This window comes from Xanthomonas chitinilytica (genome assembly GCF_026107455.2).
Classification (GTDB): domain Bacteria; phylum Pseudomonadota; class Gammaproteobacteria; order Xanthomonadales; family Xanthomonadaceae; genus Stenotrophomonas; species Stenotrophomonas chitinilytica.
The window spans coordinates 199,653-223,116 of record NZ_JAPCHY010000003.1 but is presented as its reverse complement, the minus strand read 5'-3'; the positions used below and the strand labels follow the sequence as shown (position 1 = coordinate 223,116).

31 protein-coding genes and 1 other RNA gene are annotated in these 23,464 nt (G+C 69.4%); 24 read left to right on the top strand and 8 right to left on the bottom strand.

Annotated features, from left to right (window positions below; translation table 11 throughout):
• Positions 1-359: 359 nt before the first annotated feature.
• Positions 360-1,685, bottom strand: a complete 1,326-nt coding sequence (locus OK345_RS04950; RefSeq protein ID WP_265126816.1) for an aminopeptidase P N-terminal domain-containing protein — start codon at positions 1,683-1,685, stop codon at positions 360-362.
• Positions 1,686-1,696: 11 nt separating this feature from the next.
• A complete protein-coding gene (locus OK345_RS04945; RefSeq protein WP_265126815.1) occupies positions 1,697-2,242 on the bottom strand; it encodes a YecA/YgfB family protein in 546 nt (181 codons plus the stop codon).
• A gap of 157 nt (positions 2,243-2,399) precedes the next feature.
• Here OK345_RS04945 and OK345_RS04940 point away from each other — a divergent pair, with 157 nt between their 5' ends.
• From OK345_RS04940 to rpiA, 7 genes are all read left to right on the top strand, one after another.
• A complete protein-coding gene (locus tag OK345_RS04940) occupies positions 2,400-4,619 on the top strand; it encodes a putative bifunctional diguanylate cyclase/phosphodiesterase (RefSeq protein ID WP_265126814.1) in 2,220 nt (739 codons plus the stop codon).
• Positions 4,620-4,671: 52 nt separating this feature from the next.
• A complete protein-coding gene (locus OK345_RS04935) occupies positions 4,672-4,893 on the top strand; it encodes a TIGR02449 family protein (RefSeq protein WP_265126813.1) in 222 nt (73 codons plus the stop codon).
• Entirely contained in the window at positions 4,890-5,189 is a 300-nt protein-coding gene (locus OK345_RS04930) for a cell division protein ZapA (protein ID WP_265126812.1), read from the top strand. The genes OK345_RS04935 and OK345_RS04930 overlap by 4 nt, the downstream gene beginning before the upstream one ends.
• Before the next feature lie 82 nt (positions 5,190-5,271).
• Positions 5,272-5,456: non-coding RNA, 6S RNA (ssrS, locus tag OK345_RS04925), on the top strand.
• A 451-nt stretch (positions 5,457-5,907) separates the two neighbouring features.
• Positions 5,908-6,495 carry a 5-formyltetrahydrofolate cyclo-ligase gene (locus OK345_RS04920; RefSeq protein WP_265126811.1) on the top strand — a complete coding sequence of 196 codons (588 nt, stop codon included), beginning with the start codon at positions 5,908-5,910 and terminating at the stop codon, positions 6,493-6,495.
• Positions 6,492-6,974: an EVE domain-containing protein gene (locus OK345_RS04915; protein WP_265126810.1), complete on the top strand. Its 483-nt coding sequence runs from the start codon at positions 6,492-6,494 to the stop codon at positions 6,972-6,974. The genes OK345_RS04920 and OK345_RS04915 overlap by 4 nt, the downstream gene beginning before the upstream one ends.
• Positions 6,975-7,084: 110 nt before the next feature.
• On the top strand, positions 7,085-7,732 hold the full coding sequence (rpiA, locus tag OK345_RS04910) for a ribose-5-phosphate isomerase RpiA (RefSeq protein ID WP_265126809.1): 648 nt from the start codon (positions 7,085-7,087) through the stop codon (positions 7,730-7,732).
• Between the two features lie 47 nt (positions 7,733-7,779).
• Here rpiA and OK345_RS04905 read toward each other — a convergent pair whose 3' ends face one another.
• Positions 7,780-8,160 carry a hypothetical protein gene (locus OK345_RS04905; RefSeq protein WP_265126808.1) on the bottom strand — a complete coding sequence of 127 codons (381 nt, stop codon included), beginning with the start codon at positions 8,158-8,160 and terminating at the stop codon, positions 7,780-7,782.
• 140 nt (positions 8,161-8,300) lie between these two features.
• Between OK345_RS04905 and OK345_RS04900 the strand changes: the two genes are divergently transcribed.
• The 4 genes from OK345_RS04900 to OK345_RS04885 all read left to right on the top strand — a co-directional run bounded on the left by OK345_RS04900 (position 8,301) and on the right by OK345_RS04885 (position 10,994).
• Complete coding sequence (locus OK345_RS04900; RefSeq protein ID WP_265126807.1) at positions 8,301-8,813, top strand: hypothetical protein; 513 nt, start codon at positions 8,301-8,303, stop codon at positions 8,811-8,813.
• 338 nt (positions 8,814-9,151) lie between these two features.
• On the top strand, positions 9,152-9,607 hold the full coding sequence (locus OK345_RS04895) for a DUF192 domain-containing protein (protein WP_265126806.1): 456 nt from the start codon (positions 9,152-9,154) through the stop codon (positions 9,605-9,607).
• Between the two features lie 67 nt (positions 9,608-9,674).
• On the top strand, positions 9,675-10,523 hold the full coding sequence (locus OK345_RS04890; RefSeq protein WP_265126805.1) for a SirB1 family protein: 849 nt from the start codon (positions 9,675-9,677) through the stop codon (positions 10,521-10,523).
• A 12-nt stretch (positions 10,524-10,535) separates the two neighbouring features.
• Positions 10,536-10,994: a hypothetical protein gene (locus OK345_RS04885; RefSeq protein ID WP_265126804.1), complete on the top strand. Its 459-nt coding sequence runs from the start codon at positions 10,536-10,538 to the stop codon at positions 10,992-10,994.
• Positions 10,995-11,222: 228 nt separating this feature from the next.
• Here OK345_RS04885 and OK345_RS04880 read toward each other — a convergent pair whose 3' ends face one another.
• Positions 11,223-11,414, bottom strand: a complete 192-nt coding sequence (locus OK345_RS04880; protein ID WP_265126803.1) for a rubredoxin — start codon at positions 11,412-11,414, stop codon at positions 11,223-11,225.
• A 72-nt stretch (positions 11,415-11,486) separates the two neighbouring features.
• Here OK345_RS04880 and thiE point away from each other — a divergent pair, with 72 nt between their 5' ends.
• Both thiE and hemL read left to right on the top strand, forming a co-directional pair.
• Positions 11,487-12,134 (top strand): thiamine phosphate synthase, encoded by a 648-nt coding sequence (thiE, locus tag OK345_RS04875; RefSeq protein WP_265126802.1) that lies wholly within the window; start codon positions 11,487-11,489, stop codon positions 12,132-12,134.
• A 96-nt stretch (positions 12,135-12,230) separates the two neighbouring features.
• Positions 12,231-13,523: a glutamate-1-semialdehyde 2,1-aminomutase gene (gene hemL, locus OK345_RS04870; protein WP_265126801.1), complete on the top strand. Its 1,293-nt coding sequence runs from the start codon at positions 12,231-12,233 to the stop codon at positions 13,521-13,523.
• A gap of 61 nt (positions 13,524-13,584) precedes the next feature.
• On the opposite strand, the gene azu is transcribed toward hemL, so the two are convergent.
• Positions 13,585-14,034, bottom strand: a complete 450-nt coding sequence (gene azu / locus OK345_RS04865) for an azurin (RefSeq protein ID WP_265126800.1) — start codon at positions 14,032-14,034, stop codon at positions 13,585-13,587.
• Between the two features lie 1,206 nt (positions 14,035-15,240).
• Between azu and OK345_RS04860 the strand changes: the two genes are divergently transcribed.
• The 11 genes from OK345_RS04860 to OK345_RS04810 all read left to right on the top strand — a co-directional run bounded on the left by OK345_RS04860 (position 15,241) and on the right by OK345_RS04810 (position 20,800).
• Entirely contained in the window at positions 15,241-15,711 is a 471-nt protein-coding gene (locus OK345_RS04860) for a GNAT family N-acetyltransferase (RefSeq protein ID WP_265126799.1), read from the top strand.
• 69 nt (positions 15,712-15,780) lie between these two features.
• On the top strand, positions 15,781-16,389 hold the full coding sequence (locus OK345_RS04855; protein ID WP_265126798.1) for a GyrI-like domain-containing protein: 609 nt from the start codon (positions 15,781-15,783) through the stop codon (positions 16,387-16,389).
• A 70-nt stretch (positions 16,390-16,459) separates the two neighbouring features.
• Positions 16,460-16,849, top strand: coding sequence for a VOC family protein (locus OK345_RS04850; protein WP_265126797.1), 390 nt, complete (start codon positions 16,460-16,462; stop codon positions 16,847-16,849).
• Between the two features lie 22 nt (positions 16,850-16,871).
• Positions 16,872-17,372 (top strand): hypothetical protein, encoded by a 501-nt coding sequence (locus OK345_RS04845; RefSeq protein ID WP_265126796.1) that lies wholly within the window; start codon positions 16,872-16,874, stop codon positions 17,370-17,372.
• Between the two features lie 75 nt (positions 17,373-17,447).
• Positions 17,448-17,765, top strand: coding sequence for a hypothetical protein (locus OK345_RS04840; RefSeq protein ID WP_265126795.1), 318 nt, complete (start codon positions 17,448-17,450; stop codon positions 17,763-17,765).
• 57 nt (positions 17,766-17,822) lie between these two features.
• Positions 17,823-18,269: an SMI1/KNR4 family protein gene (locus tag OK345_RS04835; protein ID WP_265126794.1), complete on the top strand. Its 447-nt coding sequence runs from the start codon at positions 17,823-17,825 to the stop codon at positions 18,267-18,269.
• A 173-nt stretch (positions 18,270-18,442) separates the two neighbouring features.
• Entirely contained in the window at positions 18,443-18,862 is a 420-nt protein-coding gene (locus tag OK345_RS04830; RefSeq protein WP_265126793.1) for a hypothetical protein, read from the top strand.
• Between the two features lie 69 nt (positions 18,863-18,931).
• Positions 18,932-19,306, top strand: coding sequence for a DUF1304 domain-containing protein (locus OK345_RS04825; RefSeq protein WP_265126792.1), 375 nt, complete (start codon positions 18,932-18,934; stop codon positions 19,304-19,306).
• Between the two features lie 46 nt (positions 19,307-19,352).
• Positions 19,353-19,703 (top strand): VOC family protein, encoded by a 351-nt coding sequence (locus tag OK345_RS04820; RefSeq protein WP_265126791.1) that lies wholly within the window; start codon positions 19,353-19,355, stop codon positions 19,701-19,703.
• Between the two features lie 60 nt (positions 19,704-19,763).
• A complete protein-coding gene (locus OK345_RS04815; RefSeq protein ID WP_265126790.1) occupies positions 19,764-20,180 on the top strand; it encodes a DUF1801 domain-containing protein in 417 nt (138 codons plus the stop codon).
• 2 nt (positions 20,181-20,182) lie between these two features.
• The gene (locus OK345_RS04810) at positions 20,183-20,800 is read left to right on the top strand and encodes an HAD-IA family hydrolase (RefSeq protein WP_265126789.1); all 618 of its coding nucleotides are present in this window, start codon (positions 20,183-20,185) and stop codon (positions 20,798-20,800) included.
• On the opposite strand, the gene OK345_RS04805 is transcribed toward OK345_RS04810, so the two are convergent.
• The 3 genes from OK345_RS04805 to OK345_RS04795 all read right to left on the bottom strand — a co-directional run bounded on the left by OK345_RS04805 (position 20,785) and on the right by OK345_RS04795 (position 23,375).
• Positions 20,785-21,234, bottom strand: a complete 450-nt coding sequence (locus OK345_RS04805; RefSeq protein WP_265126788.1) for an HIT family protein — start codon at positions 21,232-21,234, stop codon at positions 20,785-20,787. The two genes, OK345_RS04810 and OK345_RS04805, sit on opposite strands and share 16 nt — an antisense overlap.
• A 3-nt stretch (positions 21,235-21,237) precedes the next feature.
• Complete coding sequence (locus tag OK345_RS04800) at positions 21,238-22,461, bottom strand: acetylornithine transaminase (RefSeq protein WP_265126787.1); 1,224 nt, start codon at positions 22,459-22,461, stop codon at positions 21,238-21,240.
• A gap of 98 nt (positions 22,462-22,559) precedes the next feature.
• The gene (locus tag OK345_RS04795) at positions 22,560-23,375 is read right to left on the bottom strand and encodes an SDR family oxidoreductase (protein ID WP_265126786.1); all 816 of its coding nucleotides are present in this window, start codon (positions 23,373-23,375) and stop codon (positions 22,560-22,562) included.
• Between the last annotated feature and the right edge of the window lie 89 nt (positions 23,376-23,464).

The following is a 23,464-nucleotide window of genomic DNA, read 5'->3' as shown; positions in this document are numbered from 1 at the left end:
GAGGCAGGGCGTGCTTGACCTGCCATGACCTGCCATGACCTGCCATGACCCGCCATGACCAGCCATTCGGCTGTTGAAGAACGCTTCGGCTGTTGAAAAAAGAAAGCACAGCCGGCCGCGATCCGGCGGGCTACGCCCGCCGGTTCCCTGCGCTCCTCGCGGAACGAGGGGCGGTGCACAACTCGCTTCGCTCAAACACGTGCGCCTCTTCGCCCCTCGTTCCACTGCGGTGCTCGGCTCGCTCTACGGCAGGGGAAGTCAAAAGCCGGGAGCAAACGCAGAATCACGAGCAACAGCAACGGCAACGGCAACGGCAACGGCAGGAATCATCCTCGCCACACCAATCCATGCCAGGCGCATCAGCGCGCCGCCATGAACGCCTCGATCTCGTCGGCACTGCGCTCCAGCGCGCCGGTCAGCACCCGATGGCCCTCGCCGGTGATCAGCACGTCGTCCTCGGTGCGGATGCCGATGCCGCGCCAGCGCGGCTCCACCGTGCGCTCGTCCGGCGCCACGTACAGTCCCGGCTCGATGGTGAACACCATCCCCGGCTCGAGCAGGCGCGAATCGCCGGCCAGCCGGTAATCGCCGACGTCGTGCACGTCCAGCCCCAGCCAGTGCCCGGTCTTGTGCCGGTAGAAACGCTGGTAGTGGCCCTCGACCAGGTTGTGCTCCAGCGTGCCCTTGAGCAGCCCCAGCCGCAGCAGGCCCTCGGTCAGGGTTTCCACCGCCGCCAGGTGCCCGGCTTCGTAGGGCACGCCGGGGCGCGCCTGCGCCAGCGCCGCCGCCTGTGCGGCGCCGACCAGGTCGTGCAGCGCGCGCTGTTCCTTGCTGAAGCGCCCATTCACCGGGAAGGTGCGGGTGATGTCGCTGGCGTAGCCGCGGTATTCGGCACCGGCGTCGATCAGCACCAGCTCGCCATCGCGGGCCTGCGCATTGTTGTCGCGGTAGTGCAGCACGCAGCCGTTGGCGCCGGCGCCGACGATGCTGCCGTAGGCCGGCCAGGCGTCGCTGGCGCGGAACTCGCGCTCGAGCTCGGCCTGCAGCCCATACTCGTGGATGCCCGGACGCGTCGCCCGCATCGCCGCCCGGTGCGCCTGTACGCTGATGTCGGCCGCCCGCTGCATCAGCGCGATCTCCGCGGCCGACTTGAACAGCCGCTGCTCGTGCAGCAGGTGGCCCAGCTCCAGGAACTCGTGCGGCGGCTGCGCGCCGTGTCGCACCTGCGAACGCACGCGATTGACCCAGCCGATCAGCTTCAGGTCGAAATCGGCATCGCGGCCGAAGTGGTAGTAGACCCGCGAACGTCCTTCCAGCAGCCCCGGCAGGATGTCGTCCAGGTCCTCGATCGGATAGGCGTCGTCCATGCCGTAGCGGGCGACCGCGCCTTCCTGCCCGACACGCGGGCCATCCCAGGCTTCGCGCTCGGGATCGCGCTCGCGGCAGAACAGGATCGCCTCGCCGTGGCGGCGGCCGGGCACCAGTACCAGCACCGCTTCCGGCTCCGGGAAGCCGCTCAGGTACCAGAAGTCCGAATCCTGCCGGTACGGGTAATGGGTATCGAGACTGCGCACGCGCTCGGGCGCGGCCGGCAGCACCAGGATGGCGTCGTCGCCGGCCGCCTCCATCAGCTGGCGGCGGCGGTGGCCGTACTCGGCCGCGGAAATACCGGTCGATTGCTTCATGCAGCGGCGGCTCAGTTCAGGCGCTGGCGGTGCCGCGGTCCCATCACGCAATCGCCGTGCAGCAGCAGCACCGCCACCCGCACGAACTCCTCGATCTCGGCCAGCGCGTCCTCGTCCTCGTCGCCGCTGTCGAACTGGTCGCTGGAGGCCTGCGCCAGCCGCGCCAGGTCCTGCAGCGCCTCCTCGCCCTCCTCGCTCAGCGCCGGGCGCTTGCCGGCGCCCATGCCGAAACCGCCGAGGAAGGCGCGGCACCAGTCGAACAGCGCATCGGTGCGCTGCTGCAGCGACGCGCCCGGCGCATCGAGCAGCAGTTCGAAGGCGAAATCGCGGTCTTCCAGCTGCGCCACGCTGGCCTGGCGCAGGCGGTCCAGCGTGCTGTCCGGTGCCGGCGCGGCCAGGCTGTCGTCGGCCAGCACGCTGGCTGGCCAGGCCACGATGTCGGCGCCGCCGGCGGCCAACCAGCCGCACAGGCCACCATGCAGTTCGGCGGGGGAGGCCGCCAGGCCCAGCGCCCGGCTGGCCTGCGCTACGTCGTTGACGTCGGGAAGTTCGGTCATGTCACTGGCCTGCATGGAACGTGGAAACCCGCCGCGGCGAATGGACCACGGCACAAGCGCCACAGTGTAGCAACCGGGCATGGATTTCCGGCTTGTGAAGGCGCGATTTCCGCGCCTACACTCAGGGCATTCCAACCTTCGGGCCCCTCCATCCGCCATGCCGATCGCCTCCGCATCGGTCACCCCGCATACCGTTGCGCTGGCAGGCTGGATCATCGCGGCCGTGCTCGCCGCGGCAGCCATCGCCGCCGCCATCCTGGCACTGGGGCTGCGCCGGCGGTTGCGCCAGCTGCAGCAGCACAACCACAAGCTGCGCCATCGCGACCAGCACCTGAAGCTGGCACTGTGGGCCTCGGGCGAACAATTCTGGGACTACGACCTGCAGCAGCGCCGGCTGCACTGGATGCGTGCCGACGAACTGGCCCCGGCCTCGGCCGAGATCACCATGGTCATGCGCGACGGCAGCGGCCCGAAGATCCACCGCAGCGACCTGCCGCAGGTGCTGCGCCGCCTGAACGATCATGTCGAAGGCCGCGCCGCGGTGTTCCTGTCCGAGCACCGGATGGACCTGGACGGCAACGGCCAGTGGCTGTGGGTGCGGGTCCGCGGGCGGGTGGTCGAGCGCGATCCGGACGGGCGCCCGTTGCGGGTGGCCGGCACCGCGCGCGACATTTCCGCCCACCGCCGCGCCGATGCCGAGCGCCGCATCGCCAGCGAGGTGCTGCACAGCATGAACGAGGCGGTGGCGGTACTGGACCGCAACCTCCGCTTCGTCTCGGTCAATCCCGCATTCAGCCGCATCACCGGCTATGGCGAGCCGGAGGTGGTGGGACAGCCGCTGCACATGCTCGACCACAGCCCCGACACCCCCGCCCAGCGCGCGCAGCTGCTGCAGGCCCTGCGCCAGAGCGGGCACTGGAACGGCGATACCTGGAAGCGCCGCAAGGACGGCCGGGAGATCCTGTGCCACGTGCGCCACAACCTGGTGCGCGACATCGACGGCCGCCGCAGCTTCCACGTGGTGGTGCTGGAAGACATCACCGAACAGAAGCGCGCCGAGCAGGAACTGCGCTACCTGGCCAACTACGACACCCTGACCAGCCTGCCCAACCGCGCGCTCGCCTCCGAGCGGCTGGCCCGTGCCATCGTCCGCGCGCGGCGCGAGGAGCGGCTGGTGGCGGTGCTGTTCCTGGACCTGGACCGCTTCAAGGACATCAACGATTCGCTCGGCCATCCGATGGGCGACCGGGTGCTGCGCGCCGCCGCCGAGCGGGTGCAGCAGGCGGTCGGGCCGCAGCACACCGTGGCCCGGCTCAGCGGCGACGAGTTCACCGTGATCCTGGAGGACATCGCTTCGCAGGCCCAGGCCGAAGAAGTCGCGCGGCAGGTGCTGGCCGCCTTCGAGCCGCCGCTGCAGCTGGACGAGCGCCGCGAGGTGGCGATGTCGCCGTCCATCGGCATCAGCCTGTACCCGCAGCACGCGCTGGTGCCCAGCGAACTGCTCAAGCACGCCGACACCGCCATGTACCAGGCCAAGGCCGCCGGCCGCAGTACCTACCAGGTGTACTCGGCGCGCATGGACGAGCAGACCCGCCACCGTGCCACCCTGGCCAGCACCCTGCGCAAGATCCCGTTCGACCGCGAGCTGAAGCTGGTCTACCAGCCGCGCTACTCGCTGATCGACCGCCGCGTGGTCGGGGTCGAAGCGCTGGTGCGCTGGCACAGTGCCGAATTCGGCCTGGTCTCGCCCTCGCAGTTCATTCCGCTGGCCGAGGAGACCGGGCTGATCCTGGAGATCGGCGAATGGGTGCTGCGCCAGGCCTGCGCCACCCTGCGCGACTGGCGCGAGCAGGGACAGGAAGACCTGTGCATGTCGGTCAACGTCTCGGCCATCCAGCTCCAGCGCGGCGACCTGCCCGACCTGCTGGCACGCATCCTCGGCCAGACCGGCGTGCGCCCCGGCCAGCTGGAGCTGGAACTGACCGAAAGCGCGGTGATGGGCAATGTCGCCGCCAACGCCGCCATCCTGCGCGCCTGCCGCGACCAGGGCGTGGGCCTGGCGATCGACGACTTCGGCACCGGCTATTCCTCGCTGGCCTACCTGAAGCGGCTGCCGCTGACCACGCTGAAGATCGACCGCGAGTTCGTCCGCGACCTGACCCTGGACCCGGACGACGAAGCGATCACCAGCGCCATCATCGCCATGGGCCATTCGCTGTCGCTCAAGGTGGTGGCCGAGGGCGTGGAGAGCCATGGACAGCTGGCGTTCCTGCACGAGAACGGCTGCGACGAGATCCAGGGCCACCTGGTTGCCCCGGCGCTGGAACAGGACGCCTGCCTGCGCTTCCTGCAGCAGGCCGCGCTGACAGCCCACTGAGGCGCCGCCGCCGTCTTGACCGGCCCTTGCCGCCATGCCTATCGTGCCGTCCATGGACCCTTCCGACGCCATCGCCCAGTTGCAGGCCCTCGCCGCCCGTATCGAGTCGCTGCTCGAACGCAACCAGCGCCTGGCCGACGAGAACCGCAGCCTGCGCCACCAGCAGGAACAGCTGATCGGCGAGCGCGCGCAGCTGCTGACCAAGAACGAGCAGGCCCGCTCGCGGGTGGAAGCGATGATCACCCGGCTCAAGTCGCTGGAGCAGCACACATGAGCCACACCGAACCGGTCAGCGTCCGCATCCTCGACCGCGAATACACCGTCGGCGTCGGCGCCGAAGAGCGCGACAGCCTGAACGCGGCGGCACGCACGCTGGATGCCAAGATGCGCGAGATCCGCGGCAGCAACCGCATGGCCGCGGTCGACCGGGTGGCGGTACTGGCGGCGCTGAACCTGGCCCACGAACTGCAGCAGCTGCGCGACGAACAGGTGCGGCAGAACGAGGCGTTGCAGCGCACCCTGGCCGAACTCAACCGCCGCCTGGACAGCGCGCTCGACGCTGCGCGCTGAGCACGGCCGATCACGCCACTGAATTCGCGCCAAGCCGACGAACGGACTGGCGCGGGCCGCCAACATGGCTATACTTGCGCTGCGTTCTCTGCCGTGAACGACGGCGTGTGCAAACATTCGCCTTGTCCCTTAATGACGACCACGGAGGCGCGACGGCGCCGGGTGTGCAAGTCCGCCTTGTAGCGGGAAGCCCGATGGTTCCCCAGCGTTCCCACTTGAACCCCGGGTTCAAGGTCGTTTCGCACGCATCGTCATGGCGGAGAATGCAATTTTTCCCGCAGGAGCGGCGTCCCCGGACGCCGCTCCTGCTTTTTGTGGCCGCGCTCCACGGCACCTGCCGTTGCGGAACCCCGCCAGGACAACGCCGGGAGCGCCTCCCGGAAATGCCCGCACGTGCACCGGCCCCGCGAACCGGCTTCAATGGACGCCACGGCCCCGCCCGGGCCTGCCCCGTCCCGCCCGCGAGTCCGCCGATGCCCGTCCGCTCCGCTTCCCCGCCAGAATGTTCCCGAACCGGGTACCCGGTGCTCCCACCGTCGCTCCCGTGCAGGCGGGTGCCCCGCGACCCGCACTGCCATCCTGTCGGCAGGCGCCGGGTGGCCCGCGCCCTGCGCGGTCGTGGGGCTTCTCCCGCCCGTAAGGGAACGGCAACGGGTACCGGCATCCACGGCGAAGCTGCTCCAGCCTGCCCGCCCACACCCGGCAGCACCCACGCGCCATGAGCAGCGACCGCGCCGAACTGCGGCAGCAGCTGCGCCAGCGCCGCCGCGACATCCCCGCCGCCGGCCGCATCGCCGCCGCCGAGGCGCTGGCCACGCGCTTGCTGGCGCTGCCGTTCGCCCACGCGCCGGGGCCGGTGGCCGGCTACTGGGCGATGGACGGCGAGATCGCCCTGCACCGCTGGCAGATGCAGCTGCCCGCCACCCAGAGCTACTGCCTGCCGGTGCTGCACGGCCAGCTGCTGCGCTTCGCGCCCTGGCGTCCCGGCCAGCCGCTGACCAGCAACCGCTACGGCATTCCCGAACCGGACATCGACCCGGCCGACGCGCTGCCGGCCGAGGCGATGACGCTGGTGGTGGCGCCGCTGGTGGGCTTCGACGCACGTGGCCGGCGGCTGGGCATGGGGGGCGGCTGGTATGATCGCAGCTTCGCTTTCCGCCACCGGCAAGGCGCGCCGCCCTGGCTGGTCGGCGTCGGTTTCGCCGCCCAACAGGTGCCCGCGCTTCCGGTCGAGGGCTGGGACGTGGCGGTGGACGCGATCTGCACCGAACAGGCCACCCTCTTTCCCGAACCGCTGACCGCATGACCGCCCGCAAGCGCTACTGGCTGATGAAGTCCGAACCGGACGCCTTTTCCATCGACGACCTGCAACGGGTAGGCACCGAACCGTGGAACGGCGTGCGCAACTACCAGGCGCGCAACTTCATGCGCGACGGCATGAAGGTCGGCGACGGCATCCTGTTCTACCACTCCAACACCAAGGTGCCCGGCATCGTCGGCCTGGCCACGGTGGCCAGCGAGGCCTATCCGGACGACACCCAGTTCGACCCGAAATCCGACTACCACGACCCCAAGGCCAGCCGCGAACAGCCGCGCTGGTACCTGGTGGACGTGGCGTTCGAGCGCAAGCTGGCGCAGGTCATCCCGCTCGACGAGATCAAGCAGCACGCCGACGAACTGGGCGAAGGCTTCCCGCTGACCGCGCGCGGCAACCGGCTGTCGGTGTTCCCGGTGACCGCGGCGCAGTGGAAGCTGCTGCTGTCGCTGGAAAAGAAGCCGGCCTGAACCCGAATCCCGGTAGGAGCGACGTAAGTCGCGACCGGGCCTTCCCGGTAAAGCTCCGTCGCGACTTACGTCGCTCCTACACCCCCTCTTCCCCATCCAGCGAGTCAACCATGTCCGAAGCCAAGCGCCTGGCCGCCGAAAAAGCCATCGAGTACGTCGAGGACGGCATGATCGTCGGCGTCGGCACCGGTTCCACCGTCGCCTATTTCATCGATGCCCTGGCCCGGATCAAGGACCGCATCCAAGGCGCCGTCTCCAGCTCCGAGCAGAGCACCGCGCGGCTGAAGCAGCACGGCATCGAGGTGCTGGACCTCAACCACACCGGCACCCTGTCGCTGTACGTGGACGGCGCCGACGAGTGCGACCCGAACAAGTACCTGATCAAGGGCGGCGGCGCCGCGCTCACCCGCGAGAAGATCATCGCCGAGGCCAGCAAGCAGTTCGTCTGCATCGTCGACCCGAGCAAGCAGGTGCCGGTGCTGGGCAGGTTCCCGCTGCCGGTGGAAGTGATCCCGATGGCGCGCAGCCTGGTGGCGCGCGAGATCCTCGCCCTGACCGGCGGCCAGCCGGTGTGGCGCGACGGCGTGGTCACCGACAACGGCAACGTGGTGCTGGACGTGCACAACCTGTCCATCACCGACCCGGTCAAGCTGGAACGCGAACTCAACCAGATCCCCGGCGTGGTCAGCGTCGGCCTGTTCGCGCGGCGCCCGGCCGACGTGGTGATCGTCGGCGGCGAACCGCCGCGGGTGCTGTGACGCGCTGAAGCCGCACGCGCGGCGACGGCAGCATCGCGGTACCGCGCTCAACCCTTCGCGGCCAGCGCCTTCACCAGTTCGCCGACCAGTTCGCGCTGCCGCGCCGGCAGCGCGAGGAAGGCCTCGACCACCTCGCGTTCGCGCACGCCCACACCCGGCCATGCACTGCGCGGCTCGGCCACCCGCTTGCCGCCGCCAAAGCGCAGCCGTTGCGGCTCCACGGCGAACAGGCCGGCCAGCACCTGCAGCTTGTCCTGCTCGGGAATGGAACGTCCGCCAAGCCAGCGCGAGGCGCTCTGGAAACTTACCGAACGACCCGTATAGCGCGCATTGAACAGGCGGAACAGCACCGCCGGGCGCGGCTCGTAACCGGCCGCGCTCATCGCCTGCGCCAAGCGTCGGGAGAATTCATGGCGTTCGTCGTTCATGGCGCGCAACGTTACGGAGCGCGCCCGCGGACGATTCACCTATTGCTTCCATTTACATCAACTTATTGCTTTCATTACGAGGATATCACGCCGATCCGCACGCTTCGGCCACGCGTACGCCACCATAAGGAAATGCAGCCATGGCCCCTTCGCAGGCTCATCCCTCCATCGATGCCGACATCCCCTTCGACGTGGTGCGGAACCATGTGCAGGTGGACTACCGCTGCCACTACGCCGAGGTGCTGCGACTCCATCCCTCGCCGCCGGTGGCCATCGCCGAACTGTGCCTGTTCCGCTTCTGGCTGGCCTGCCGCGTCCATCGCCACGCGGCCGCTCCGGACGGCATCGATGCGGACACCGGCGGCGCGCGCCTGCGGCCGCCGCGTGGATGGCCACTGCCGCTGCAGGCCGGTGGCCATGACATCGAGTTCGAGCTGGGGAGCAGGATCGAGCAACTGGTGGAAAGCCGCTTCGACCTGTACGACCGCTTCTTCACCCTCGGCCGCAACGCCGACGACCCGCTGGGACTGGATGCCGCCTCGCTGGCATTGTCCTGCCAGTTGTTCGTGCAGACACCACCCGCAATCCTGGCCCGGCTGCAGGCGCAAACCCAGCAGTTGTTCGCCGCGCTATCCCACGCGTGCGCTGCCTAGCACGCAAACGGCTGCCCCAGCCGCTTCGGGGCGTCCAGCACCGGCGCCGGAAAATGGACCGCGACCTGTCTGGCTTTGCGCAGGCCATCCCGGACGCGCGGCGATCACGCCGCCATGCACAACAACGCCATGCCGCTCCCCGCATGTGCCCGACAGCGCCGGGCAAGCGGAAGGAAGGCCAGGCGCAAAGACATGCCCTGCGGCAACCGCACGCCGAGGAATGCCATCGCAGTCACCAGCGCGGGCGCGCGGCCGGGACGCCCATGCTCGCCTGCCTTGACGAAGCGCGTTGCATCCCCGAAGGTGCGCAACGCCTTCACCCCTTCCGGACACCAGCGATGACCCTCCTGCGCCGCGCCAGCTTCCTGACCCTGCTCCTGCTGCTCGGCGGCTGCGTCAGCACCGGCGCCAGCCATTGGGTGGAACTGGCCGGCGAGCGCTACCGGGTGGAGCTGGCGCAGGACGACGCCAGTCGCTCGCGCGGGCTGATGTTCCGCGACAGCATGCCGCTCGACCACGGCATGCTGTTCATCCACGACCGCGAGGAACCGCAGGCGTACTGGATGAAGAACACCAAGATCGCGCTGGACATCCTGTACTTCGACAGCCAGCGCAAACTGGTGTCGCAGCAGCGCGACGTGCCGCCGTGCTCGGCCGGCAACGCCTGCCCGCCCTATCCCAGCCACCGGCCGGCGCGCTACGTGCTGGAACTCAACGCCGGGCAGGCGGAGAAACTGGGCCTGCGCAACGGCGCCGAACTCGGCTTCGGCCCCGGCATCCCGACCCTGGACTGAACGGCGGCACCCGCGCCGGCGCAGCCCCCGGCTTGAACCGCGCCGGCTTTGCCGCCAGTCTTGGGGCATGCCGCAACCGCAACTGACATTGCCGGCGTGGGATGCGCTGGCCGGGCTGGACAACGACGCGCTGCCGCTGCTGCCGACCGCGCTGCTGATCGCCCGCGACGAATATCCCGACCTGGACCCGGCCCACTACGACGCGCTGGCGCAGAGCCATGCCGACCACCTGCGCATCGAGGTGGGCGCCATCGACGCCTGGCCGCTGAAGGTGGCCGCGATCAACCGCCACCTGTTCGACGAACTGGGCTACAGCGGCAACCACGACGAGTACTACGACCCGCGCAACAGCTATCTCAACCAGGTGTTCGACCGCCGGCTGGGCAACCCGATCTCGCTGGCGCTGGTGCAGATGGAGGTCTCGCGCCGGCTCGGCATCCCGCTGGATGGCATCTCCTTCCCCGGCCATTTCCTGGTACGACTGCCGGTGGACGACGGCGTGCTGGTGATGGACCCGTTCAACGGCGGGCGCCCGCTGGGCGTGGACGAACTGCGCGAGCGCGCCCGTCCGCACCTGGGCGGCGAGACCCCGGACGACCGCGTGCTGGCGCAGATCCTCGACCCCGCTCCGCACCGTGCCATCCTGGTGCGGATGCTGCGCAACCTGCACGGCGTGTACGCCGAACGCGGCGAGTGGGACCGCGCCGCACGCAGCGCCGACCGCGTGCTGAAGCTGGCGCCGGACCAGGCCGACGCGTTGCGCGACCGCGGCCTGGCCTACCTGCAGCTGGAGCACCTGGCCGGTGCCCGCCACGACCTGTCGCGCTACCTGCAGCAGCATCCGCAGGCCGAGGACGCCGCCTCGGTGCGCGAGCAGCTGGTGGCGCTGGGCAGCCAGCGTTCGCGCCTGCACTGAAGGCAGCACCCGGTGCGCCCCCTCCCCATCGACCAACCGCCGCGCCCGCTGCGGCGGCGACTGCTGGCCGCCGGCGGCATCGCTGCGACGGTCTACGCCGCCTGCACGCTGTTGTTCGTGCTGATGGCGCGCGAGGCCGGACAGCCGCTGCGGCCCGATCCGCGGGCCATTGCCGGCATCGGCATCGGCCTGGCGCTTGCGTCCGGCATCGGCGCCCTGCTATTTGGCGGGCTTCCCCATCTGCTGGCGATATCCATGGAGCGCACTTCCAGCCTGTTCGACCTGCTCAACAAGGCGGCGCTGGCCACCGCACTGGCCTCGGTACTGATCGGCGTACTGTCGGCACTGGCTCTGATCTTCGGCATCGCGCCGGCGACCAAACCGCTGCTGGTGGCCATCACCCTGTTCCTGGGCGCGGCGGCCACGCTGTGCTCGCTGAAGTTCTTCCACGCCAACCGCAACAGCGAATAGGCGGGGAGCCGGACGCCCGACGCGCCACGAACGGAACGCCCACCGCCGTCGCCGCACAGGCGGGGGCCGTATTGACGGGCTTGGCGGCACGCTCTCCGACTACCGTCGCCCCCGCGCAGGCGGGGCCCGGTGCCTCTCCACCGCGGAGAAGAAAACCGCCAGGCAACCCCTCCACGGGCCGTTGCGGGGCGCTTTCCGCCAAACGGGGGACGACGACCTTGCCGGACGTCAGTCCAGCTCGACCATCTCGAAGTCGTCCTTGGTCACGCCGCAGTCCGGACAGGTCCAGGTGTCCGGCACGTCTTCCCAGCGCGTCCCCGGGGCGATGCCCTCTTCCGGCAGGCCGTCGGCTTCGCGGTAGATGAAGCCGCAGACGACGCACATCCAGGTGCGGAAAGTGGTGGCGGTGGCATCGGTCATCGGATAATCACGGCTGGGTCAGGTCTGGCTGCAGGCATTGTCCCACCCCCGCCGCCACACCGGTAGCCATCGATGACCACCGCTTCACATTCGTCCGGGAACAACCGCGGCGTCTACCTGATCACCCCCGACGACAACGACAGCGCACGCCTGCTGGCGCAGGTCCAGCCGCTGCTGGCGGCCGGCGCCGCCTGGCTGCAGTACCGCAACAAACAGGCCGATGCCGCGCTGCGCCATGAGCAGGCCGCGGCGCTGCAGGCGCTGTGCGCCGCGGCCGGGGTGCCGCTGATCGTCAACGACGACCCCGCCCTGGCGCGCGCCGTGGGCGCGGCCGGCGTCCACCTGGGCGAGGACGACGGCGACATCGCCGCGGCCCGCGCCCTGCTCGGGCCGGATGCGATCGTCGGCGCCTCCTGCTACGACCAGTTGCCGCGGGCGCAGCGCGCCGTGGCCGCCGGCGCCAGCTATGTCGCCTTCGGCGCGTTCTTTCCCAGCCGCAGCAAGGCCAACACCCGCCGCGCGCACCCGGACCTGCTGCGACAAAGTGCCGCACTGGGCGTGCCGCGGGTGGCCATCGGCGGCATCACCCCGGACAATGCGGCACCACTGGTGGCCGCGGGCGCCGACCTGCTGGCGGTGATCAGCGGCGTATTCGCCGAACCCGATCCCGTCGCCGCGCTGCACGCCTACCGCCGTTGCTTCGAACCCGGGCAGCCGTAGGAGCGACGTGAGTCGCGACCCGGCATTGCAGGCAAGGCCCGTCGCGACTCACGTCGCTCCTACCCATCGCCCCCCAACGTTCCGGGAGTTTTACGCATGAACCACGCCCAGTCCCACGCCCTGTTCGAACGCGCCCGGCAGCTGCTGCCCGGCGGCGTCAATTCGCCGGTACGGGCGTTCAAGTCGGTGGGCGGCGAGCCGTTCTTCGTGCAGCGCGCCGACGGCGCCTACCTGTACGACGTGGACGGCAACCGCTACATCGACTACGTCGGCTCGTGGGGACCGATGATCGTCGGCCACAACCATCCCGACGTGCGCCAGGCGGTCAAGCGCGCCATCGGCGACGGCCTGTCGTTCGGCGCGCCGTGCCCGGCCGAAGTGACCATGGCCGAGACCATCACCCGGCTGGTGCCTTCATGCGAGATGGTGCGCATGGTCAACTCCGGCACCGAGGCCACGCTGTCGGCGATCCGACTGGCGCGCGGCGCCACCGGGCGCGCGAAGATCGTCAAGTTCGAAGGCTGCTACCACGGCCACGGCGATTCGTTCCTGGTCAAGGCCGGCAGCGGCATGCTGACCCTCGGCGTGCCCACCTCGCCGGGCGTGCCGGCCGGCCTGAGCGAGCTCACCCTCACCCTGCCCTACAACGACTTCGACGCCGCCACCGCGCTGTTCGCCGAACAGGGCGGGGAAATCGCCGGCCTGATCATCGAACCGGTGGTCGGCAACGCCAACTGCATTCCGCCGTGCGAGGGCTACCTGCAGCACCTGCGCCAGCTGTGCACGCAGCACGGCACGCTGCTGATCTTCGACGAGGTGATGACCGGCTTCCGCGTGGCGCTGGGCGGCGCGCAGGCGTACTACGGCATTACCCCGGACCTGACCACGTTCGGCAAGATCATCGGCGGCGGCATGCCGGTGGGTGCCTACGGCGGCCGCCGCGAGCTGCTGTCGCAGATTTCCCCGGCCGGCCCGATCTACCAGGCCGGCACGCTCAGCGGCAACCCGGTGGCAATGGCCGCCGGCCTGGCGATGCTGGAACTGATCCAGCAGCCCGGTTTCCACGACCGCCTTGCGGCCGCCACCGCCGCGCTGTGCGACGGGCTGGAAGCGGCCGCCCGCGAGGCCGGCGTGGCCGTCACCAGCAACCGCGTCGGCGGCATGTTCGGCCTGTTCTTCACCGACCAGAAGGTGGAAACCTACGCCCAGGCGACCGCCTGCGATACCGCGGCATTCAACCGCTTCTTCCACGCCATGCTCGAACGCGGCGTGTTCCTGGCACCCTCGGCCTACGAGGCCGGCTTCCTGTCCAGCGCGCACGACGAGGCGGTGATCGAAGCGACCCTGGCCGCCGCCCGCGACGCCTTCAAGGCGGTGGCCGCCGGCTGACCCGGTGCCCCTGCCCGCGCGGCGCCGTGGAGAGGGCGCGGCGCCGTGCGCGGACAGCGGCTCAGGCGAAGACCAGCTTGCCCTTCATCATTCCCCAGTGGCCGGGGAACGAGCAGAAGAAGGTGTAGTCGCCGCCCTTGGCCAGCTTGGCGGTGGAGAACCGGATCGTGGTGGACTCGCCGCCGCCTATCACCTTGGTATGGGCCAGCACCCGCGCATCGTTCTTCGGCAGGTAGCTGTCGGCCAGCGTCGAGCGCATGCCGGCGGTGGCCACCGGCTGGAAATCCGCGGTGCGGGTCAGCACCCAGTTGTGGCCCATCGCCGCCGCCGCGAGCCGGCCGCTGTGCTTCAGGGTCAGGCTGACCTCCTTGCAGTCGGCCGCCACCTGGATCGTCGACAGCGAGAACTGCATGCGATCGTTGCTTTCGATGGTGACCGCACACGTGCGCGCCAGCGCCGACGGCGCGAACAGGCTCGCGGCCACGACCAGCATCACGGCGAACAGTTTCAAGAGGCACTCCTGCAGTCGGTGGGGACGAATCAATTCTATTGATCGCCCCGTTGCGGCGGATGCGACCGGATGTCGCACCGCTTCTCCCGGCGCATGGCTGGCCTCGGCAACCGGCGGGATGCTGGCGAAGCGGATCCACCCCCGGGGCCACGACCAGGGAGCCACGCGCCCGCACGCTCTTTCCCAGGCGCTCCTGGCAGACCATGTTTCAAGCACCTTTCCATGCTCTGCGCCGCTGCTTTGGCAGGCTCGCCGCGGGCGCCGGCGAAGGCGAAGCACTTCGGGGGGAAATCCCATCGGCAACTTCGTGGAAAGCCAGACCTGGCCAATCGATTGGATTGACAGCCGGCTCCGGTGCGACTGAACATCCCGCGCAACACCCCGATTCCGGGATCCATCCTGCGCCGGAGGCCAATGTGGGCCCACTTCTTCTCGCACTCGCAGTGACGATGGGAGCTTCTGCAACGGATGCCGCAGAACCGCCCTCCCTCCTGGCGTGCACCGCGCAGCGCCTGCGGCCCTTTGCCGGCCCCACGGGCGTCCATCAGTCCTGGCCCGTGATTCAGGAACTGCCCTCGCATCTGGCCAATGGTCCCGGAGCGCTGCTTTCGGACCAGGGCAACATCGCCGACGGTTACAGCCAGACCTTGCACGTGGATACGGCGTCCCGGGCAGCATACGTGGTGCAGCAGGGTGGGTTTGCCGGCTTCCGCACCATCTATGGCCCGCTCCCGGTTGCCTCGTGCCCCGGGACTGCTCCCTGATAATCCATTCAAGCCAACGCCGCCCCGCAGCGCGGCTCCAACCAGGCATCGGATCTCCACATGGGCACGGCTGGAACCGAAATATTCGATGGCGGCGATGGCCCCTACCTCGCCTGGCTGCACGGGCATCCCGGGGGCCACGTGCTCACGCGCCGCCGGGGCAGATCGGACGACTATCTTGTCCTCCACCGTGCCACCTGCGAGCGGATCCGAACCTACACGCGGATGGCCCGTCCGGGCGGTTTCACCGAGCGTCGCTACATCAAGGTCTGTTCCGACTCGCTTGCCGCCCTGCAAGACTACGCCCGCGACGAGGGTGGCCGGCCAGACGGATCCTTCAGCAGCAGGTGCCGGTCGTGCAGTCCATAGTCATGCGCTCCGGCGATCCATCCAGTCCGACGCCGCTTCGCGGCGGGCCTGGTTCAGGCATGAGGTGGACTGGATGAGCTTCATCGTGCCGCTCAACGAGGAGCTTGCGAAGTTCGTCGCGAACCTGGACGTGGAAGACGCACAACGGGAGTTCATCGGCGACCTTTCCTCGACATTGAACAAGGTATCCGACAGGTTCACGGGGCATGTGATCCTGCATGACGGACAGCCTGCCGGATTCTTCATCATCGACCTCGACTATCCGGAGCAGCGTGACTTCGCGGACAAGGGATCGGTCGGCCTGCGATCGTTCTTCATCGCCGCGCCCCACCAAGGAAAGGGACTCGCCAGGCGCGCCCTGCGGGAACTCGGCCAATACCTCGTAGCCCAGCACATCGAGGCGGGAAAGGTGTTCCTGACAGTGAACTGCCGGAACGCGGCGGCAGCCGCGCTTTACCGGAAACAGGGCTTTCGCGATGACGGATTGCTCTATTTCGGCGGCCCCTGTGGCCCCCAGCACATCATGCAGATGCCACTCGCCTGACATCCAATCAAGCGGCCATCGCTTCGCAGGCCGGCCTGGCCCCGGCGGCAGCCATCATCGGGAGCATTCGTGTCGAAAGTAGATCTCAAGAAGGAGCTGAAGCAGCTCTACCGGACCCCGGCCAAGGAGGTGGTCCAGGTCGAGGTACCGGGCTTCCGGTTCCTCATGATCGACGGCAAGGGCGATCCCAATACGTCGGAAGCGTACGCCAAGGCGGTGGAAGCGCTGTTCTCCGTCTCCTACACGGCGAAGTTCATGGTGAAGAAGGGGGCGCAGGGGATCGACTATGCGGTCATGCCGCTCGAAGGCCTGTGGTGGTCCGAAGACATGTCCGCCTTCAGCGCCAACGACAGGTCGAAATGGAGATGGACGATGATGATCATGCAGCCCCACTTCGTGGAGGAGGCGGTGATCCGGGCGGCCGTTGCGGAGGTGAAGCGGAAGAAGGCGCTTCCCGCAGTCGATGCGCTGCGGCTGGAGGACTTCACCGAAGGCTTGTGCGCGCAGACGCTTCACATCGGTCCCTTCAGCGAGGAGGGACCGACGATCCAGCGGGTCCACGACTTCATCGGTGCCCGCTCCGCTCTTGCCGGAAAGCACCATGAGATCTACCTGAGCGATATCCGGTGCGCCGCCCCTGCCAGGTGGAAGACCATCATCCGCCAACCCATGGAATGATGGCCGGCCGTTCGTTCAAGCCGACGCGGCAATGCGGTCGGTCCCGGGCAACAGAAGCATTGGAGGGTACATGGCAGTCCAGACAAGATCGCTCGTCGCCTTCGCCCATGTCTCCGACGTCGAACGCAGCATCGCGTTCTATGCCGACCTCGGTTTCAGGGTGGCCAACCGCGTCGTCCCGGCAGGCCGTTCGGCGCCCGTGTGGGCATGGCTGGAGAGCGAAAAGGCGAACCTGATGGTCGGGCTGGCCTCCGGGCCGGTCGAACCGTCCCGGCAGGCCATACTCTTCTACCTGTACTACGACGACATCGAACAGGTGCATGCCGCCCTGGCGGAACTCGGCCATGCCCCGGGCGGGATCAAGTACCCGTTCTACCTGCCCGGCGGCGAGTTCAGGCTCGAGGACCCGGACGGCTACGTCCTGATGCTGGCCCAGATCCAGCAAGCCGGACCGCAATGACATGGCATCCGCAGGAACGTCGATGACCCGCGAACAACGCCCGGCAGCGGATACCGCAGGACGGATCATGAACCGCCTCGGCCCGCTCCTCGCCAGCATGGCGATTGCCGCATGCTCCACGGCCGCGGAGCCCGCCGCATCGCGACCGTCCTGCATCCCCGACGATTCGTGCGGTTGCCGGATCGTCGTGTCCGGCGACCGCTGCCCCCATGGCGGCGCGCACTTCTTCCGCGAACTGGGCGATGGCGCGCCGCTGCGGTTCGACCTGGGCCAGGGCCTGGTCACGGCCATCCCGCCCCGTGGGCGGACGAATGTCTTCAGCCCCGGCCCCGGCGACTCGTGGACGGAAACCTACCGCCACCCCGGCGGCAGCGTGGAGATCAGTTACTCTCCCGGCCCCGACACCTGCCCCAAGCTCGTGCAGGGCGAGGAATGCGAGTATTTCGACATCCGTGCCCAGGTGCGGATCAACGGCCCGCACGGCACCACGCAATACTCCGGAACCGGCACGTGCGGTTGCTGACGGCGCCATGAAAATCCATTCCCGCCCGGCCCGCCGCGCAGGCCGGCCCGATTCCCGCAGCAGAGGTCCCGGGGCATGAACGTGTGGTTTCCACTGTTGGCCGCCCTGGTAGTGGTCAACGCCATCGCTTCGCTGCTGGTCCTTCGCGCGCGGGTGTTTTCGCCGAGCCAGCGCATGCTCCAGGTTGCCGTCGTCTGGCTCATTCCGCTGGCAGGGGCCATCGTCTGCGCGGTCTTCGCAAGATCGCAAACGCCCGGCCCCCGATCGTCCAGCGCATTCGATCCGCTTTACCTGCCGTCCGATGGCGGCGGACCGGACGGTTCGGGATTCGGACCATGCGGCTGCAATGACGCAACCGGCGGGGATGCGGGTGGAAGCGGTTCGGGCGACTGATCTCCCTGGCAATCCATCCCCCCTCCAGCAGACCCGCTCGACCCGGACGCAGGCCCCATGCACAGACAACCTTCGCTCGGCGTCACCGGGGAGATGATCGCCGCCGCCGAATCGGAGCTGGGCGTCCGCTTCCCCGATGAGCTTCGCGAGGCATGGAAGCTCTACAACTGCAACGAACTCCGCGGCGGCTGGCGCATCTTCCCGGTGTTCGATCCGGCCAATCCAGGGAAGACCTGCGGCAGCGTCGTCCATGAGAACCTCAAGGGCGCATGGGGGCGCGAGGCGATGGCGGAGGGACTCGTGTCGATCGCGGACAACGGCACCGGAAACCAGCTCGTGCTGAAGGTCGTTTCGGGCCGTGCCGAAGCGCAGGCCTGCCACTGGCACCATGAAACCCGCAGACTGACGCCGTGGAAGCCCGGCATCGCCTGCATACGTGCGGCGGCGGCCAGGTCCCGCGAGAACGTGCTCAAGCTGCGGGAACGATTCGGGTACGCAGGCTAGCGATCCATCCGGGGCCGCTTAGCGTCATGGTTTCCCATGCCCCGGACAGCCCATGAGGCGCCCCCGCTCTCCATCGACCATACTCATGCCCATGCCGTGCGCGTCCGGGCACCGGTCGTTCAAGCCGATACCGCCTGCGACACGGCCCAACCCAAACGCAAGCCCTTTCGACCATGCTCACCACCGTTGGACGCTATTTCGACCCCTGGGAAGCGCATATCCTGCGCGCCCGCCTCGAAGCCGAGGGCATTCCCGCAAGCGTCGCCGGCGACCAGCACATCATCGCCAACTGGCCGCTGTCCGTGGCGCTGGGCGGGGCCGCGTTGCAGGTTCCCCATGCATGCCTGGAGCAGGCCGGGGAGATCGTTGCCGCCTACCGTGCGGGCGCCCTCGAGCGGGACCTGATCGCGGCGCATCCCGAAGCCGCCGACCAGTGCCCGGCCTGCGGGTCGGTGGAGGTGGCCGGCTCCGTCCCGCTCGGGCAACGGCTGCTGACCACTGCCGCATTCCTGCTGGCGTCGGCCCCCTTCCCCACCAGCGCGTCCCGGATGCGCTGCGCGGCCTGCGGCCATCGCTGGCGGTACAAGGACTGACGCTTCGTTCAAGCCGATGCCGTTTCGCGGATCGGCCCACCCCGGCAACAACGCCTTCTGGAGAACTCCATGCAACTCGCCGCAGATATCGTCACCGGCCTGGTCGCGCTGATACACGTCTACATCTTCGTCCTCGAGGCGGCGCTGTGGACGAAGCCGGCCGGGATGCGGGCGTTCGGGCTGTCCCGGGAGTTCGCGCAGCAGACCCGGGTCCTTGCGGCCAACCAGGGCCTCTACAACGGATTCCTGGCAGCGGGGCTCTGCTACGGCCTGATCAAGGGCAGCGACGGCACCGAGTTCAAGGCGTTCTTCCTCGCCTGCGTCGCCATTGCCGGCATCTATGGCGCCGCCACCGCGAACCGGAAGATCCTCTTCGTGCAGACCTTCCCCGCCGCCGCGGCGCTGGTTCTCCTGGCCCTGGCCCGGTACGGGCAAGGCGCCTGACACGCCCCGGATGCCGGAACACGCACACCACACGCCCGGAGGGCTCATGAAGGTCAAACGCATCGTCGCCAACATCCCGGCACCGGAACCTTCCCGGGCGGACGACTTCTACCGGAACATCCTTGGGCTGGAACTTGCCATGGACCACGGCTGGATCCGCAGCTACGCCGGCACCGCCACGATGGCCGTCCAGGTCAGCTTCGCCAGCCAGGGCGGCTCCGATACGCCGGTGCCCGATCTTTCGATCGAGGTCGACGATCTTTCCGAGGCCCTGCGCCGGGTCCGGGACGCCAAACTGCCGCTGGAATACGGCCCGGCCAGCGAACCGTGGGGGGTCAGGCGGTTCTACGTGAGGGACCCGCTGGGCAGGCTCGTCAACATCCTGCAGCACGAGTAGCCACGCCCGGCTTCGACGCGACATGATCGCATCGTCGGCAGCCCGCCGGAGGAACGTCCCATGCCCGCCCGCAAAGCCGCTTCCGCCCCCGTTCCGGTCGAGGATTTCCTGGCAGCGCTCGAGCACCCGCGGCTGGCCGAGATCCGCGAACTGAGGGCGATCATCCTCGGGGTGGACGCATCCATCGGCGAGTCGATCAAGTGGAACGCCCCCAGCTTCTTCACGTCGGAGCATTTCGCGACGATGCGGTTGTTCGGGAAGGCGCCCACCCTGCAACTCATCCTGCATCTGGGCACCAGCAAGCACGCCCTGCCCAGGCAGGCCATCCAGGACCCCGGCGGCCTGCTCAGCTGGCTCGCTCCCGACCGCGCCTGCATCGATTTCGCCGACGCCGGCCCGGTTTCCGCCAGGCGCGCGGAAATCCAGGCCATCGTCGGCCAATGGCTGGCCCACGTCCCGGGCGGGCGGCCCGGCTGACCATGCATGCCCTCCCGCCCCGTCTGCTGCTGCTCGATTTCGACGGCCTGCTGGCCGGCTACTCGCACCCGGTGCGGATCGCGCATCTGGCGCGCAGCTGCGACGCCGACCCGCAGCAGGTGGCGCAGGCGGTCTTCGCCTCCGGCCTGGAAACGGCCTACGACAGCGGACTGATCGACACCGGCGACTACCTGGACCGGATCGGGCAGGCGCTGCATTGCCGGCTCGATGCCGAGACCTGGATCGCCGCGCGCGTGGCCTCCTGCCGCGCGCAGCCGCCGGTGGTGGAGCTGGTGCGGCGGATGGCGCAACGGATGCCGGTCGGCATCCTGAGCAACAACGGCGCGTTGATGGCCGAGGCGATGCCGCGGATCGTGCCGGAACTGTTCCCGCTGCTGCACGGACGCGTGCTGTGCAGCGGAATGCTGGGGGCGCGCAAGCCCACGGCCGAGGCCTTCGCCCGTGCGCTGGCGCACTTCGACACCGCTCCCGGCCGGACGCTGTTCGTCGACGACCTGTTCGCCAACGTGCGCGGCGCCCGCGCGGCCGGCCTGCAGGCCGAAACCGCGAAGGACGCGCCTTCGCTGCGCAAGGTGCTGAAGCGTTACCGGCTGGCCTGAGCCGGCAGCGATCCGGCCAGTGCCGCGCGCAACCGGGCGGCGATGGTGTCGAGCCGGCTGCGTGCCGCGGGCTCCGGCAATCCGTCCCGGTACAGCGCCAGCACGCCATCGCCCGGCCGGCGCGGATGCACGTGCAGGTGGAAGTGCGGCACTTCCTGGCCGCCGGCCTCGCCGTTGGACTGCCACAGGTTGAGCCCTTCCGGGGCATGCGCGGTGCGCAGCGCCGAGGCCACGCGATGGGCGATGCGCATCGTGTGCGCGGCGGCGTCCTCGTCCAGGTCGTACAGGGTCGCGGCATGCCGGCGCGGCACCACCAGCACGTGCCCCGGCACCGCCTGGCGCAGGTCCATGAAGGCCACGGCCAGCGGGTCTTCCCACACCACGCTGGCCGGCACCCGGCCCGCCACGATGGCGCAGAAGACGCAGCCGTCCATCACTCAGTGCGCGGCGACGAACGCGGCGATCGCCGCGCGCAGCCGCTTCAGCCCTTCGGCCACTTCCTCGTCGCTGATGTTCAGCGCCGGCACGAAGCGCAGCACGTCCGGGCCGGCCTGCAGGGTCAGCAGGCCGTGCTCGGCCGCCAGGTCGAGGATGGCCGCCGCCTGCCCGGCGTAGTCCTTGTGCAGCACCGCGCCCAGCATCAGGCCGCGGCCGCGCACCTGCGAGAACACGTGGAACTCGTCGTTGATCTTCGCCAGGCCGTCGCGCAGCGCCTGCGCCTGGCGGGTGACGTTGGCGGCCACCTGCGGCGAGGACAGCTTGCGCAGCGACACCCGCGCCACCGCGGCCGCCAGCGGGTTGCCGCCGAAGGTGGTGCCGTGCGCGCCGAACTGCATCGTTCCGGCGACCTTGGGCCCGGCCAGCATCGCGCCGATCGGGAAACCGCCGCCCAGCGCCTTGGCCAGGGTGACGATGTCCGGGGTCACGTCGTCCTGCCAGAACGCGAACAGGGTACCGGTGCGGCCCATGCCGGCCTGGATCTCGTCCAGCACCAGCAGCGCGCCGTGGTGGTCGCACAGCTCGCGGATGCGCTTGAGGAAACCGGGCTTGGCCGGGGTCACGCCGCCCTCGCCCTGCACCGGCTCGAGCATCACCGCGGCCACGTCGCCGGCGGCCATCGCCGTTTCCAGCTGCACCTCGTCGTTGTAGTCGACGTAGCGGAAGCCGCCGGGCAGCGGTTCGTAGCCTTCCTGGTACTTGGGCTGGGCGGTGGCCGTCACCGCCGCCAGGGTGCGGCCGTGGAAGCTGCCGCGGAAGGTCACGATCACCCGCTTGTCGGGGCCGCGCCCCTGCGAGGCCGCCCATTTGCGCACCAGCTTGATCGCCACCTCGTTGGCCTCGGCGCCGGAGTTGCACAGGAACACGCGCTCGGCGAAACGCGAGGCGGTGACCAGCTCCTCGGCCAGGCGCAGCGGCGGCTCGCTGTAGAACACGTTGCTGGTGTGCCACAGCTTGCCGGCCTGCTCGACCAGCGCCGCCTTCAGGTCGGGGTCGTTGTGGCCCAGCCCGCACACCGCGATGCCGGCGGAAAGATCGATGAACTCGCGCCCCTCGATGTCCCACACGCGCGCGCCCTGGCCGCGTTCCAGCACCAGCTGGCGCGGGCGGTAGACCGGCAGGTAGTAGTGGGAAAGTGACAGCAAGGGATCGGCAGCGGTCATGGCGGCATCGCAGAGGAAGAAAGGCGCATTCTCGCGCATTCGCCGCGCCGGCGGCAGCGGCGGCCGGCGCGGGATCATGGCGGGCCGCGGGCGCGCCCTCAGTCGAGGAACAGGTCCGGCAGCAGCGGCTGCGTCGGGTCCACCGCATAGCCGGACAGGTCGGTGACGCCGGCCTGCGCCAGCACCTCGTCGTCGAGCAGGAACTGGCCGCTGAATCCAGCCGCCGGCCGCACCAGCACCGCATGCGCGGCGTCGGCCAGGATCTCCGGCTTGCGGCAGCCGGCCGCGTCCACGCCGGGGATCATGTTGATCGCGTCGGTGGCGATCACCGTGCGCGGCCACAGCGCGTTGACCGCCACGCCCTGCGGGCCGAACTCGGCGGCCAGCCCCAGCGTGACCAGGCTCATGCCCATCTTGGCCAGGGTGTAGCCGGTGTGCGGCCCCCACCACTTCGGGTCCAGCGAGGGCGGCGGCGCAAGGGTCAGGATGTGCGGGTTCGGCGCCTGCAGCAGGTAGGGCAGGCAGGCCTGCGCGCACAGGAAACTGCCGCGCGAATTGACCTGCTGCATCAGGTCGAAACGTTTCATCGGCGTATCCAACGTGCCGCGCAGCCAGATCGCGCTGGCGTTGTTGACCAGGATGTCGATGCCGCCGAAGGCATCGACGGTGGCCGCCACCGCGGCGCGGACCTGGTCCTCGTCGCGGATGTCGCACTTCAGCGCCAGCCCGCGGCCGCCGGCTGCGTTCACCGCCTCGGCCGCGCTGTGGATGGTGCCGGCCAGCTTGGGATTGGGCACCGCCGACTTGGCGGCGATCGCCACGTTGGCGCCGTCGCGCGCCGCGCGCAGGGCGATGGCCAGGCCGATGCCGCGCGAGGCGCCGGTGATGAACAGGGTCTTGCCGGTCAGGGACATGGGAATGGAAAGTGTGGCGACAGGGAATGGAAGGGTAACGCCTCGTAGGAGCGACGTGAGTCGCGACCGGGGGTTTCCCGGCAATGCCC

What these genes read in the sequence shown, in the direction of transcription:
- OK345_RS04950 (WP_265126816.1), bottom strand. Translation starts at nt 1,685, where the DNA reads ATGAAGCAATCGACCGGTATTTCCGCGGCCGAGTACGGCCACCGCCGC.
- OK345_RS04945 (WP_265126815.1), bottom strand. Translation starts at nt 2,242, where the DNA reads ATGACCGAACTTCCCGACGTCAACGACGTAGCGCAGGCCAGCCGGGCG.
- OK345_RS04940 (WP_265126814.1), top strand. Translation starts at nt 2,400, where the DNA reads ATGCCGATCGCCTCCGCATCGGTCACCCCGCATACCGTTGCGCTGGCA.
- OK345_RS04935 (WP_265126813.1), top strand. Translation starts at nt 4,672, where the DNA reads ATGGACCCTTCCGACGCCATCGCCCAGTTGCAGGCCCTCGCCGCCCGT.
- OK345_RS04930 (WP_265126812.1), top strand. Translation starts at nt 4,890, where the DNA reads ATGAGCCACACCGAACCGGTCAGCGTCCGCATCCTCGACCGCGAATAC.
- OK345_RS04920 (WP_265126811.1), top strand. Translation starts at nt 5,908, where the DNA reads ATGAGCAGCGACCGCGCCGAACTGCGGCAGCAGCTGCGCCAGCGCCGC.
- OK345_RS04915 (WP_265126810.1), top strand. Translation starts at nt 6,492, where the DNA reads ATGACCGCCCGCAAGCGCTACTGGCTGATGAAGTCCGAACCGGACGCC.
- rpiA (WP_265126809.1), top strand. Translation starts at nt 7,085, where the DNA reads ATGTCCGAAGCCAAGCGCCTGGCCGCCGAAAAAGCCATCGAGTACGTC.
- OK345_RS04905 (WP_265126808.1), bottom strand. Translation starts at nt 8,160, where the DNA reads ATGAACGACGAACGCCATGAATTCTCCCGACGCTTGGCGCAGGCGATG.
- OK345_RS04900 (WP_265126807.1), top strand. Translation starts at nt 8,301, where the DNA reads ATGGCCCCTTCGCAGGCTCATCCCTCCATCGATGCCGACATCCCCTTC.
- OK345_RS04895 (WP_265126806.1), top strand. Translation starts at nt 9,152, where the DNA reads ATGACCCTCCTGCGCCGCGCCAGCTTCCTGACCCTGCTCCTGCTGCTC.
- OK345_RS04890 (WP_265126805.1), top strand. Translation starts at nt 9,675, where the DNA reads ATGCCGCAACCGCAACTGACATTGCCGGCGTGGGATGCGCTGGCCGGG.
- OK345_RS04880 (WP_265126803.1), bottom strand. Translation starts at nt 11,414, where the DNA reads ATGACCGATGCCACCGCCACCACTTTCCGCACCTGGATGTGCGTCGTC.
- thiE (WP_265126802.1), top strand. Translation starts at nt 11,487, where the DNA reads ATGACCACCGCTTCACATTCGTCCGGGAACAACCGCGGCGTCTACCTG.
- hemL (WP_265126801.1), top strand. Translation starts at nt 12,231, where the DNA reads ATGAACCACGCCCAGTCCCACGCCCTGTTCGAACGCGCCCGGCAGCTG.
- OK345_RS04860 (WP_265126799.1), top strand. Translation starts at nt 15,241, where the DNA reads ATGAGCTTCATCGTGCCGCTCAACGAGGAGCTTGCGAAGTTCGTCGCG.
- OK345_RS04850 (WP_265126797.1), top strand. Translation starts at nt 16,460, where the DNA reads ATGGCAGTCCAGACAAGATCGCTCGTCGCCTTCGCCCATGTCTCCGAC.
- OK345_RS04845 (WP_265126796.1), top strand. Translation starts at nt 16,872, where the DNA reads ATGACCCGCGAACAACGCCCGGCAGCGGATACCGCAGGACGGATCATG.
- OK345_RS04840 (WP_265126795.1), top strand. Translation starts at nt 17,448, where the DNA reads ATGAACGTGTGGTTTCCACTGTTGGCCGCCCTGGTAGTGGTCAACGCC.
- OK345_RS04835 (WP_265126794.1), top strand. Translation starts at nt 17,823, where the DNA reads ATGCACAGACAACCTTCGCTCGGCGTCACCGGGGAGATGATCGCCGCC.
- OK345_RS04830 (WP_265126793.1), top strand. Translation starts at nt 18,443, where the DNA reads ATGCTCACCACCGTTGGACGCTATTTCGACCCCTGGGAAGCGCATATC.
- OK345_RS04825 (WP_265126792.1), top strand. Translation starts at nt 18,932, where the DNA reads ATGCAACTCGCCGCAGATATCGTCACCGGCCTGGTCGCGCTGATACAC.
- OK345_RS04820 (WP_265126791.1), top strand. Translation starts at nt 19,353, where the DNA reads ATGAAGGTCAAACGCATCGTCGCCAACATCCCGGCACCGGAACCTTCC.
- OK345_RS04815 (WP_265126790.1), top strand. Translation starts at nt 19,764, where the DNA reads ATGCCCGCCCGCAAAGCCGCTTCCGCCCCCGTTCCGGTCGAGGATTTC.
- OK345_RS04810 (WP_265126789.1), top strand. Translation starts at nt 20,183, where the DNA reads ATGCATGCCCTCCCGCCCCGTCTGCTGCTGCTCGATTTCGACGGCCTG.
- OK345_RS04805 (WP_265126788.1), bottom strand. Translation starts at nt 21,234, where the DNA reads ATGGACGGCTGCGTCTTCTGCGCCATCGTGGCGGGCCGGGTGCCGGCC.
- OK345_RS04800 (WP_265126787.1), bottom strand. Translation starts at nt 22,461, where the DNA reads ATGACCGCTGCCGATCCCTTGCTGTCACTTTCCCACTACTACCTGCCG.
- OK345_RS04795 (WP_265126786.1), bottom strand. Translation starts at nt 23,375, where the DNA reads ATGTCCCTGACCGGCAAGACCCTGTTCATCACCGGCGCCTCGCGCGGC.